This window comes from Rhizobium sp. SVR5-2C (assembly GCF_056755115.1).
The window spans coordinates 1-11,193 of record NZ_JBNDHT010000183.1; the positions used below are offsets into that span (position 1 = coordinate 1).

The window sequence follows — 11,193 nt, forward strand, 5'->3', positions numbered from 1 at the left end:
GATACAGGAGACGCTATATATTTTGACTCTAGCGTTCCGCACAGTTACCGCCGCGAAGGCAAGGAAATTTCAACCGCTATTGTTGTGACTTCTTCGTAAGCGGCCGTTGAGTGAATCCTCCTGAAACCCCGTCTCCGTACATTGGCAGCGTTGGTGGAGGACGTCAGGTTTCAAGTGCGGAGTTGCGTGTAATCAACGGGCGAGATGAGGGCGCATTAAGCATATCCGGTCCCGAAATCGTCCAGCCGACCTTCAGGCCTTCAGCGCGCAAGCCTTAATCTCGTTGGCGACCACGTGGTCACGCTGGCCTAGATAAACCGACTCCGTCACCTCAAGGATCAGGTGATTGAGCGGCACATCCGCCTCTTCGAAGACCTGCCAAATCTTGTCCCGCAACCCGCCTTTGCGGAAGTCGGCTGCGCCGCGATGGAACGCGCCCGCGACTAAGGGGCGCAACTGGCTGCGGAACTGTCCCTTGCCCGCCTGTTCCGATGGCATGACGCTCACCCGCCATCGCGTGGTCGACGCGGTCGGCTGGCCGCAATCATTCGCCTCCGTCTGCCGTCGCCATCGTCGCACCGCGAGCGCCAGCTGCAGCCGGCGTGAGCCGACCATAGGAAGGCGAACGATCTCGCCAACCACCGCGCCGAGTCCACCGAAGGAGAGCCCTTCCTCCATATTGGCGAGGACGTCCTCTTCCTTGTCGGACTCGACAAAGATCACCCGGTCGGGAAGCAACCCAACCCCAGCGAGTGCGGGAAAAAACAGGTCCGGCCGCGTCAGGCACCAGACAACGGGACCTTTGGTGCGGGCCACGATGCCGGCTGCGAAAAGCGCTGCCGCCGCCCCATCGACGGTACCCGCCCCGCCGCCGGCAAATTCATGCAGGGCGCCGTAGGCAAGGCCACCACCCGGCAGGACCGCATCGATTTCCGGTACCCCGAAGGAAAGACAGCCAGCCTTCCTGGCTGACACGCCCTCGAGCGAGGCGATGCGCTCGCGCAGATCGGAAATTACCCGCTCACGGGCAGCAGTCATCGTTCACGGCTCCCTTCAAGGTCGTGTTGGCGGCCGACATCATGTCGAGCAAATGCGGATGTTCTGTTTCTGTTCCTGTCGAAATGAAGAGTCAAGCAACTTGAAGGATGGGAATATTATCCTGAACATCAGGATTCAGAAGAATATCCATGAGAATCAGGCCGGTAGCGCCTATTGAGATTTTTTTCTTAGAACCCGCACCCTCTCCGGCGTGGATTGCGGGGACAAATCCGGTATCGTCACAGTGTCTTTAAGGTTTTTCTGCTGAACTGCCACCATGACGAAGCCTCCGAGATCAAAACCGCTCCTTCGTGACACCGAGGCTCCGATCCGTTCGCGGCCGCGCAAGAAGCGCAATCCGGCCCAGCCACAGCTGCTTTTCGATCCCATGCCCCGCCGCGTCGAGCCGGCGCTGGCGCTATTGAAGGCCAAGCCGCCCGCGGGAGACCAATGGAGCTGGGAGGTGAAATGGGATGGTTATCGGCTGGCTGTTCATATCGAGCCGCAACGTATCCGGATCCTCACCCGCGGCGGTCATGACTGGACGCATCGGTTTCCGGCGATCGAGCAGGCCGCCCGCGCGCTCGGGCCGGCGACGATGATCATCGATGGCGAAGCCGTGGTGCTCGACGAAGAGGGGCGGCCGGATTTCGGGCTGCTGCAACAATCGCTGGGCGCATCCGACAAAAAGCCTGGAAACCGTGCCTCGGACGCCATCCTCTACGCTTTCGACCTCATCTATCTGGATGGCCACGATCTGCGCGGTGTCGAATACCGTTCCCGCCGTCATCTCCTCGAAGACGCTCTGGACGGCAAGGACGGTGCCATCCGTTTATCAGAGACACTCGACGCCGAACCCGCCATCCTCCTGGAGTGTCTGCGGCCTCGGCCTGGAAGGGATTGTCGGCAAGCATTGTGATCAGCCCTATCGCTCCGGCCGGACCGGAGATTGGGTGAAAATCAAATGCGTGCAGAGCGAGGCTTTCTTCATCGTCGGTTATGAGATGTCATCGGGCGTCCCCTGTCGGCTTCGGCTCGTTGGTGCTTGCCGCCTATCGCGATGCCGATCTCGTCCACGTCGGAAACGTCGGCACCGGCTTCAAGGAAGCCGAGGCCATTAGGTTGCGGAAGATGCTGGACAAGCTGCGCTGGAAGCGAAAGCAACCGCCCCTGCCCTATTCCGGAAGTGCCGATATTGTTTGGGTCGAGCCAACCCTGATTGCCGAGATCGAGTTTCGCGCCTGGACGACGGACGGCAAACTTCGCCATCCATCCTACAAAGGCTTGCGAGAACGCCAGGACAATGCCGACGTCCTCCGGCTCGACTAGCGAAATCAGCGCCATACGCTAGATTGTCGTCCGTTCGAGCTCGGCGGAGTAGATATCTGGCATGTGCAACCTTTATCGCATGGAAGACAGGGACTGGGTAGCGAAATGGGCCCAGGATGCCGAAAGCCTGATCAACCTGATGCCGGCCTATCAGAAATAATGCAGCCTCGAACGCGATCGCCCAGCAGCTGTTCCTGGGCATGATGGGCGTAGCTGTCGGATCAGGCTGGGAAAGGGACGGTCCGTGGGGAGCAGTGGTTTCCCGCCGGCCTTCCTGCCCGAATGGATCGCGAAGATGCGTACCAATCATGAAAGGTCGCTCAAATGACTGACCGACGGTGATTGACCACTGGCAATCAAGATTGTACTCGACAGGCCGCCACGCTCGGCCTGACCAGGTGGTACTGGGGAGGCCGGTCAGCATAGGGGGCCTCTGCCTATCGCTTGAAAACGATGCTCCAGTCCGGTATCTCTACTCAGTGTCAGTGATAGCAGCGGCTGCCAAACCTGCCGAGTGCCCTTGGAAGCCCCTGAGCTATCGAGCGAAGCCCGCAAGCAACGAGCTTTGCTGACTGTCCTCCGGCAGCAATTGGATTGGCGCCTTCGAGTGGGCGGCGTCACCCTGAGCCAAATGGCTGAGACGCCGAATAGGAGGGCCCAAGATCCTACGAACGCTTGCCTCCGGCAGCGGTGATGACGCCAACGATGATAAGGCCGGTGAGCAGCAGGCGCACACCGGCGCTAACGCCGAATGTGTTGAGCATGGTCAGGAGAAGCACGAGGAAAAGGGCAGCTCCCCAGATGCCCGGAATGTTAGCCTTGCCGCCCGCGACAGAGGTTCCGCCGATGACGACGACGGCGATTGAGGAAAGCAGGTATTCATTGCCAATATCTACATTTGCGCCGCGGAAATAGCCGGCCAGCAGTGCCCCGTTCAGACCGCCAAGCGTGCCCGAGAGGGTATAGGTTAGGAAACGGATGCGCTCGACATGCACGCCCGCAAGCCAGGCGGCGCGGATATTCTGCCCGATCGCCAGCACCGAGCGCCCGTAGATCATCCGGTGGAGCGCAACGCCGGCACCCAGCGTGAAGAGGACGGCGAGAAGCGCCAGCAAGGGAACGCCGAACATCTGCAGATTGGTGAATTCGGCAAAACCTGGCGGTGGCTTGATCTGCAGGCCGCGTCCATAACTGATGTCGATCGACTGGATGATGAAGCTTGCCGAGAGCGTCGCTATGATCGGCGGAATGCGCAGCGCCCAGATCAGCAGATAGTTGGCGACGCCGACCGCAGCACCGCTGGCGAGTGCGGCAAGCAGGCCGACGACGATCATGCTGTCCTGCCCGTCCATGCTCTTCATCGCGACGGCGCTGGCAAGCCCGATATTGGCCGGCAGCGAGAGATCGACATTGCCGGGGCCAAGGGTGATGACGAACATCTGCCCTGTACCGACGATGACCATGAAGACGGCAAGCGAGAAGGCGGCCGTTAGCATGCCGCCGGCGCCGTAGCCGCCGGTAAATGCAATGGTAGCGAGCCAGGCGGCGAGAGCGCCGACGAAGGACCAAATCCAGGGCTTTGCGGCAAGCGCTTTCAATTGCGGCATGTCATGCCTCCTTGCGGCTGATGAGCGCGCGAGCGGCAAGCACGATGATGAGAATCGCACCATTCGCCGCCACCTGCCAGTCCGGCGGAATATGCATGAAGGTCAGCAGTGACGAGGCGGCAAGCGCCAGCGTCAGCGCGCCGATGACCGCGCCGATCGGCGACACGCGCCCTCCCATGAATTCACCGCCGCCGAGGATGACGCCGGCGATCGACAGCAGCGTATAGCCATTCCCGATATTGGCATCGCCGGACGAGGTAATGCCGATCAGCGTCAGGCCCGAGAGTACGCCGAAGCTTCCGGCCAGCGCAAAGAGTGTGATCTTGGTGCGCAAAAGTGACCAGCCGGCCCGCGCTAGCGCCGCCGGATTGCCGCCCGAACCGCGCAAGATGACGCCGTAGGAGGTCCGCATCAGGCCAAAATAGACGACGGCGGCAATGACGACAGCGGCGACGATCGGAAAAGGAATGAAGGGCGGCTTGAAGGACGTGATCGCCTGAAGCCATTCCGGCGCCTTGCCGCCGGGTTTGGGTAACACGAGGATCGCCAGTCCCTGCCAGACGAAGCTCATGCCGAGCGTCACGACGATCGACGGCAGGCTGCGCAGGTGAATCAGTGCACCGAGCAGCGCATAGATACAAATCGAACCAAGCAGCACGGTCACACCGAGCAGCGGTGCTTCGCGCAGCCAAGTGGCGGTGACACAGCCCACGAAACCGACGAAGGTGCCGATTGATAGATCGAGCTCGTTGCCGGCGATGACGAACATCTGCGCGATGGTGGCGAGCGCAATCGGGATCGAGAGGTTCAGCATCAGGCTGAAGCCGAAATAGGAGATGGCGCGCGGATTGAGCCAGCCGATCGCAAGAAGCACGAGAGCCAGTGAGAGCGCCGGCAGCATGGCGCGCAGGGTGCGTGCCCTTCCGGCGCTGCTGCGGGCAGGCCGCATAACGGAATTGTTCAGCGAAATGAATGCCATCTCAGCTTGCCTCGACGAAGGAGGATTGGATGATCTTCTCCTCGGTCAGCTCGTCGCGCGTCAGGTTGGCGACGATGCGGCCGTTCTTGAAGACGTAGACATGGTGACAATTGTCGAGCTCTTCCGTCTCGGTCGTATACCAGATGAAGGTGCGGCCATTGGCGGCCTCCAGGCGGATGAGATCGTAAACTTCGAGCTTGGTGCCGATGTCGACGCCCCTCATCGGATCATCCATCAGAATAATCTCGGCGTCGGATCCAAGCGCGCGGGCGAAGAGCGCCTTCTGCTGGTTACCACCCGAAAGCGACAGGATATTGTTGTCCGTATCGGGGGTACGAATGCCGATCCGGCGCTTCCAGGCATCGGCAAGCTCAGCCTCGCGCTTCGGCGAGATGAGCAGGCCGGCACGTAGCCGCTTCAGCGATCGGATGCCGATATTCTCCGCGATAGACCATTGCGGGAAGATGCCGTCCGACTGCCGGTCGCCGGCGACAAAGGCAACCGGCGCCGTCACCTCGATGCCGATCTTGCCGCGCCGGGAAGCGTTGAAGATCGCCAGCAACAGATCGGTCTGGCCGTGGCCGGCAAGCCCGGCAAGCCCGATAATGGATCCTGATAGGGCAACAAGTTCGGCCCCGTCGCCCTGACGCGCAGGGCGGGCCCGCACGCGCGGACCACCCTTTGGCTTGACGGCGACGGCTTGCGCTGCGCCTTTCTCGCGATGGGCAGCCCCTCCCATGGTCGCGACCAGCCGGTCACGGTCATAGGCATGTGCCGCATCGGCAGCCACGACCTTGCCGTCGCGCATGACAACGATGCGGTCGGCATTCTGCAGCACCTCGCCAAGCACATGCGAAATCAGGATGCAGCTGCCGCCGGCCGCAACGAAGCGCCGAACGAAAGCGAGCAACTGGCCGGCTGTATGGGCATCGAGCGAAGAGGTCGGTTCGTCAAGGATAACAAGATTCAACGGCTCCTCCGTCACGGTGAAGGCTCGGGCAACCTCCACCATCTGCCGCCGCCCGATCGAAAGATCTGCGACGATATCGGAGGCATCGATGCCATGCTCTGGAAAGATCTCGTCGAGCTTGCCGGTAATCAGTTCGGCGGCGCGTTTGTGCCAGCCGAAGCGGCGCAGAGCTGGATGATTGATCCGGGTGTTCTCAACCACGGAAAGATTGGGGCAGAGCGAGAGTTCCTGAAAGACGCAACGTATTCCAAGGCTTTGCGCGCGAATAACCGAATAATGCTCCCCGACCGTCTCGCCTACCATCATGCGGCCGCGGTCGAGCGAGAGCGTTCCCGCCAGCATGTTAATGAGCGTCGACTTCCCGGCGCCGTTGTGGCCGACAAGTCCGACGCATTCGCCAGGCCGCACTGCAAAGTCCACACCATGGAGCGCCTTCACCGCGCCGAAATCCTTTTCGGCGCGGTGAAGGCTGATAATGGTTCGGGCGGCTTCGGCCTGCATCGGCGCAACGATCACTTGATGTTGGCCTTGATGGCCTCGATCGCATCGGCCTGTGTATATTCCTTGGTCGCAACGCTGCCGACGGGAATTTCGGGAAGATGTTGCTCGAAATCATCCTGCGTGAAGGCAAGATAGGGGACCAGCAGATCATGCGGTATGTCCTTGCGGCCATCGAGCACCTGCTGGGCGACCCAGAAGGCGAGCGTAGAAACGCCCGGCGCAATCGAGGCGGACCAGGTCGTATAACCATCCTTTGCCTTTTGCTCCTTCCACCATTGCAGTTCGTCCTGACGGTTACCCATGATGATGGTTGGGCGCGGCTTGCCGGCAGCGGCGAAGGCCTGAGCGGCACCGTAGCCGTCACCGCCCTGGGTGACGACGCCGACAATATCCGGCAGCGACGGCAGAACAGTCGCAACGGCCTTTTGCGCAGTGGTTTGGTCCCAGTTGCCGGTTACGGAATTGACGATCTTGAATTCCGGATGAGCGGCGACGCCTTCCTGCAGCCCCTTGTGGATCGAATCGTCGATTGAAGTCCCGGCAAGGCCACGGATCTCGAGCAGGTTTCCGCCCTCGGGGTGGAACTTCTTCATCTGCTCGATTTCCTGCTTACCCATATCCTCGAAGTCGACGACAACGCGATAGGCACAGGGTTCGTTGACGATACCATCGAACGAGACGACCACAATGCCGGCTTCGCAAGCCTGCTTGATCGCGCCATTCAGCGCGTCCGGCGAGGCGGCATTGATGACGATCGCATCGTATCCCTGCAGGATTAGGTTTTGGATCTGGGCAGCCTGCGTCGGCACTTCCTGATCCGCAGTGGTAAAGACGTCGGCGGCTCCGACCACCTTGTCGGCGACCGCCTTCTTGGTGACGATGTCATAACTCTTAAGCATCGCCTGACGCCATGAATTGCCAGCATAATTGTTCGAGAAGGCGATCTTCTTGCCGCTCGTGTCGGCAAAGGCCGTGCCCGATGCAAGCAGTGCGGCAAGGCTGGCAAGTACAAAGACTTTACGCATTTCAATCCTCCCTAAGTTGTTTGGACTTGAGTGAAAGGCTTTCACCCGGCGCCGATCCTCCATCGGCATCCACTCCTGCTAGCCGGTTTTCCCGGCTGTCAGAACAATCTTAACCCCGGCACGCGCACCCTTAGCCTGTGCAGCGAACTCGAAGCAGTAATATAGAGGCTCTTCAGATCCTCGTCACCGAAGGCGAAATTGGCGGTCGGCTCTGGCGTGCGGATAATGCCGAGCATGTGGCCCGACGGATCGAAGACATGGATGCCGCCCGGCCCGCAGCAATAGACGTTGCCGCAGCTGTCGATCTTCATCCCGTCCGGCGCACCCGGCCCCTCACCCTTGGTCTCGGCCCAGACCGCCCCGCCCGTGAGTTCGCCCTGCGGCGAGATGGCAAAGACCCGGATATGCTGGCGCTCCGTGTCGTTGACGAAGAGGCGCGATTCATCGAGCGAGAAGCAGAGCCCGTTCGGCTGGGCGAAATCATCCACCAACAGCGTCAAGTTGGAACCGTCCGGATCGACGCGATAGACGCCCTGAAAGGAAAGATCCTGCGGCCTTGGCACACCATAATATTCCATCCGCCCGTAGGTCGGGTCGGTGAAATAGATCGCGCCGCCGGTCGCAACGACGATGTCGTTTGGGCTGTTGAGTTCCTTGCCCTTGTAGTGTGTGGCGACGACACTCGTCGAACCGTCGCGCTCGAACCTGGTGACGCGGCTCATCGCATGTTCGCAGGTGAGCAAACGCCCCTCGCGGTCCAGCGTATTGCCGTTCGCCTTGTTGCTCGGCCGACGGAAATCCTCGATCGCCCCGGAAGGCCGGCGGATATACATGCGGTCTTCGGGCATGTCGCTGAAGACAAGCCATTTCTCGTAAGGATGCCAGACGGGACCTTCGGCGAAGCCGAGACCGCTTGCCAGGGTCTCCAGCGCCGCGTCGCCGACCACGTCGGCAAATCCCGGATCGCGGTTGCTCCTCGCCATGGCTCAGCTCTTCGAGGATTGGACAGATTTTCCGCCGACGAACCAGTCGGATGACGAGACGTCCTCGAAGACGACCCAGATCGCCTCTTTCGGCAGTTCGGCCAGCTCGCTGACGGCAGCGGTCACGCGACGCGCCATCTCGTCCTTACGCTCCTGGGGATGGCCTTTGAGAATCTGAATGTTGATGAAGGGCATCGCGTGTTCTCCCATGTACTTTATTATTGCTTGTGCCCGAATTAGCCACGGATGGAAGGGTTCGGCTACGTTTGAAGACGCAGATTTGAATGTGCAAACACACACTCGGATCTTCAGAGCTCCTTCGCTGCCGAAGCCTGGTCTATCCAGGCGTTGAGGCTCTCCTGCGCGCGCCTCAGCGCATCGACATTGATAAGGCCGCGGGCAAAGGCCAGATAGATCGCCCGCGTGCGGGAATTGAAGAGCGAGGCCTCGCCCGCCCCGTCCTCGGCCATGACGACGCCGAGCTTTTCGTAGAGATGGCGGATGCGCGCCTGCGCGCCGCGCGTAGAGAGGCCGCGGCGGGCGGCGATCGCCTTGTCCGTCAGCCCCAGCGCGACATCGATCAGGCTCTCATATTCGCTGTCGGTGATGCCTTCCAGTCGATCCTGCACACGGTGCTGGATGCCGCGCACTTCCCGGTCGATGATGCAATGGCCTTCGGCGAAGACGCCCCGCAAGGCCGAGCGCATGCCCTCTTCCGACGCCGATTTCAGTACATAGCCATAAACCGTGCCCGGCGGCACGATACGAGCGACACCGCGCACATAGGACTCGTCGGCAAAATTCGACCAGAATAGGATCTGCGTATCAGCCCGACGGCTCCAGATGGATCGCGCCACCTCAATGCCTGTCGCTTTCGGCAATTGCAGGTCGAGCACCACGTAGGGCGGCTCGCGGCGTCGCGCAAGATCGATTGCGACGTCGCCGCTGCCTGCCTCGATCACCTCGACATCGCCGGGCCACAGGTGCTCGATCGTGGCGCGCACGAAAGCGCGATGCAATCCGTCATCCTCGGCAATCAACACCAACATGTCAGAGTCTCCCAGCGGCGTTCACTGCGCGGACCGCAGCGCCCTGCGACAGCACGCCGGGTGGGGTCATCTCGCCACCAAGCGGCACTTCGATTGCCACTCGCGTACCGCCCTTGCGGCTGGAGCGGCCGATGTGAAGCTGCGCACCGATCAGCGCCGCCCGCGTGTGCATGTGGCCGATGCCGCCATTGGCCTGCGGGTCGGCCGGGGCACAACCGGCGCCGTCATCGGTGACGACGATCTTCAGCAGCGATGGTGTCGAGTCCATGCATACCTCGATGCGGCGCGGCACCGCGTGCTTGACTGCATTGTTGATCGCTTCCTGAGCGATCCGATAGATCGACGTCAACGTGCGCTCCGGCAGCATTTCGGCGGCGCCTTCACTGGTATCATGGATCCGCACGGCAATCGAAGGAGTTGCCCGGCTGACGCTGCGATTGAGATGGGCCTCTATGGCATCGCGCAAGCCGAAAAGCTCGAGCACGCTCGGGCGCATATCGTCGACGATGTGGCGCAGCTCCGTCAGGCAGTTGACGATCTCCCGCTCGAGATCCGCAAGCTGGCTGACGCCGGCCATCCCGTGGCGATGCAGCGCAGAGACCTGGCGCACGACGCGGGCGAGGTCGGCAAGGGTCTGGTCGTGGAGGTCCATGGCGATGCGTCGCCGCTCCTGCTCCATGCCTTCGGTCAGCCGAGATGCGCCGAAGCGCAGGATTTCTTCGCGATTGCGCGCATCGCTTTCCGCCATCATCGCCCGGCGTGCCTCCTCGCTCTGGATCAATGCGAAAATATAGGGTGCGATGAATTCGGCGCAGTGCTGGGCGATCTCCAGATCGGCAGGCGTATAACAGCCAGGCTCGTGCCTACTGATGTTGAGGGCACCGATGATCTCGCCCCTTGACCGCATCGGCACGACGATGCGGCTGCGTAACCGGGCGGTAAAGATCGGCTCGTCTATGGCGCCGGTAAAGTGAAACCGCTCGTCTCCGAGTGCATCGTCACTCAAGAGATACGGCACCTCACCTCGCAGCACCGCCCGTACCGGGCTCAGTTCGACCGGCGGTGGGCTGAGCGCGAGTTCGCTCCAGGTCGTCTGGTAGCCTGTTTCGTAGCAAATGTGGCTCTGTCCGCCGTTCAAAAGAACGGCGACATCGATATGGTCATGTGGCAGCAACTTGAAGATCTCTATTGCCGTTGCCCGAAATGCTGCCCCGGCCTCAATATGTCCTGCAAAGGCTCGCGAGATCGCGAGCATCCGGTCGAACAGCTCTCCATTGTGTCTGATCATCGTCACTCCTCCGACAATCGCGCTTTTCCTCGAAGCACAGCATTAATGCCACGTTCGTCCGGAGATGACACTATTTGCGATGGTCGGTGACGACAAAAGCCACAAAAGCGAAAATAGCTCTCTGACCGATCGGCCGATCAGTGACTGTTCCCTTGGCAACCTTTCCTGATCCAGTCGCGGTTGCGATGATCTATCCAAGCCGCATTCCCCCGCTGGTGATGTCAGGTTAACCGGCGATGAAGCTTTCGGCGGTAGTCGGCGGTCATGATCCGGGCCACTATCAGCGACAAGCGCCATCGTTTTCCACCCGCTGTGATCGCCCATGCGGTCTGGCTCTACTTCCGATCTCCGCTGAGCCTGCGTCTTCTCGAGGAAATGCTGCTGGGGCGCGGGATCCCCGTCTCGTATGAAACGATCGGGCAAC

Annotated in this window: 10 protein-coding genes and 3 pseudogenes; 4 read left to right on the plus strand and 9 right to left on the minus strand. The window is 61.0% G+C overall.

Going from position 1 to position 11,193, the window contains the following annotated elements:
• Positions 1-99: cupin domain-containing protein (locus ACPYOI_RS32280; protein WP_481419767.1), on the plus strand; the 99-nt coding region annotated here is incomplete at its 5' end.
• A gap of 153 nt (positions 100-252) precedes the next feature.
• Here the strand turns inward: ACPYOI_RS32280 and ACPYOI_RS32285 are convergent.
• Positions 253-1,038 carry an ImuA family protein gene (locus tag ACPYOI_RS32285; RefSeq protein ID WP_481423906.1) on the minus strand — a complete coding sequence of 262 codons (786 nt, stop codon included), beginning with the start codon at positions 1,036-1,038 and terminating at the stop codon, positions 253-255.
• A 277-nt stretch (positions 1,039-1,315) separates the two neighbouring features.
• Here ACPYOI_RS32285 and ligD point away from each other — a divergent pair.
• A pseudogene (gene ligD, locus ACPYOI_RS32290) lies at positions 1,316-2,367 on the plus strand (non-homologous end-joining DNA ligase).
• Positions 2,368-2,428: 61 nt separating this feature from the next.
• Positions 2,429-2,521: pseudogene (locus ACPYOI_RS32295) on the plus strand (SOS response-associated peptidase); the annotation flags it as partial.
• Positions 2,522-3,032: 511 nt separating this feature from the next.
• Here the strand turns inward: ACPYOI_RS32295 and ACPYOI_RS32300 are convergent.
• The 8 genes from ACPYOI_RS32300 to ACPYOI_RS32335 form a co-directional block, all read right to left on the minus strand.
• A complete protein-coding gene (locus tag ACPYOI_RS32300; RefSeq protein WP_481423907.1) occupies positions 3,033-3,974 on the minus strand; it encodes an ABC transporter permease in 942 nt (313 codons plus the stop codon).
• A 1-nt stretch (position 3,975) separates the two neighbouring features.
• Positions 3,976-4,923 carry an ABC transporter permease gene (locus ACPYOI_RS32305; RefSeq protein ID WP_246704762.1) on the minus strand — a complete coding sequence of 316 codons (948 nt, stop codon included), beginning with the start codon at positions 4,921-4,923 and terminating at the stop codon, positions 3,976-3,978.
• Positions 4,924-4,954: 31 nt separating this feature from the next.
• Positions 4,955-6,424 carry a sugar ABC transporter ATP-binding protein gene (locus ACPYOI_RS32310; RefSeq protein WP_481423911.1) on the minus strand — a complete coding sequence of 490 codons (1,470 nt, stop codon included), beginning with the start codon at positions 6,422-6,424 and terminating at the stop codon, positions 4,955-4,957.
• Between the two features lie 11 nt (positions 6,425-6,435).
• Positions 6,436-7,449 carry an ABC transporter substrate-binding protein gene (locus ACPYOI_RS32315; RefSeq protein ID WP_168834273.1) on the minus strand — a complete coding sequence of 338 codons (1,014 nt, stop codon included), beginning with the start codon at positions 7,447-7,449 and terminating at the stop codon, positions 6,436-6,438.
• A 98-nt stretch (positions 7,450-7,547) separates the two neighbouring features.
• Entirely contained in the window at positions 7,548-8,432 is an 885-nt protein-coding gene (locus ACPYOI_RS32320) for an SMP-30/gluconolactonase/LRE family protein (protein ID WP_481423908.1), read from the minus strand.
• Between the two features lie 3 nt (positions 8,433-8,435).
• Positions 8,436-8,627, minus strand: coding sequence for a tautomerase family protein (locus ACPYOI_RS32325; protein ID WP_481423909.1), 192 nt, complete (start codon positions 8,625-8,627; stop codon positions 8,436-8,438).
• A 113-nt stretch (positions 8,628-8,740) separates the two neighbouring features.
• On the minus strand, positions 8,741-9,481 hold the full coding sequence (locus tag ACPYOI_RS32330; protein ID WP_481420088.1) for a response regulator: 741 nt from the start codon (positions 9,479-9,481) through the stop codon (positions 8,741-8,743).
• 1 nt (position 9,482) lies between these two features.
• Positions 9,483-10,769, minus strand: coding sequence for a GAF domain-containing sensor histidine kinase (locus tag ACPYOI_RS32335; RefSeq protein WP_481423910.1), 1,287 nt, complete (start codon positions 10,767-10,769; stop codon positions 9,483-9,485).
• Positions 10,770-11,033: 264 nt separating this feature from the next.
• On the opposite strand from ACPYOI_RS32335, the pseudogene ACPYOI_RS32340 reads away from it, so the two are divergent.
• Positions 11,034-11,193 (plus strand): annotated as a pseudogene (locus ACPYOI_RS32340) (IS6 family transposase); the annotation flags it as partial.

Bases quoted from the DNA above. Each gene is read 5' to 3' on its own strand.
- ACPYOI_RS32285 (WP_481423906.1), bottom strand. From the start codon at position 1,038: ATGACTGCTGCCCGTGAGCGGGTAATTTCCGATCTGCGCGAGCGCATC.
- ACPYOI_RS32300 (WP_481423907.1), bottom strand. From the start codon at position 3,974: ATGCCGCAATTGAAAGCGCTTGCCGCAAAGCCCTGGATTTGGTCCTTC.
- ACPYOI_RS32305 (WP_246704762.1), bottom strand. From the start codon at position 4,923: ATGCGGCCTGCCCGCAGCAGCGCCGGAAGGGCACGCACCCTGCGCGCC.
- ACPYOI_RS32310 (WP_481423911.1), bottom strand. From the start codon at position 6,424: ATGCAGGCCGAAGCCGCCCGAACCATTATCAGCCTTCACCGCGCCGAA.
- ACPYOI_RS32315 (WP_168834273.1), bottom strand. From the start codon at position 7,449: ATGCGTAAAGTCTTTGTACTTGCCAGCCTTGCCGCACTGCTTGCATCG.
- ACPYOI_RS32320 (WP_481423908.1), bottom strand. From the start codon at position 8,432: ATGGCGAGGAGCAACCGCGATCCGGGATTTGCCGACGTGGTCGGCGAC.
- ACPYOI_RS32325 (WP_481423909.1), bottom strand. From the start codon at position 8,627: ATGCCCTTCATCAACATTCAGATTCTCAAAGGCCATCCCCAGGAGCGT.
- ACPYOI_RS32330 (WP_481420088.1), bottom strand. From the start codon at position 9,481: ATGTTGGTGTTGATTGCCGAGGATGACGGATTGCATCGCGCTTTCGTG.
- ACPYOI_RS32335 (WP_481423910.1), bottom strand. From the start codon at position 10,769: ATGATCAGACACAATGGAGAGCTGTTCGACCGGATGCTCGCGATCTCG.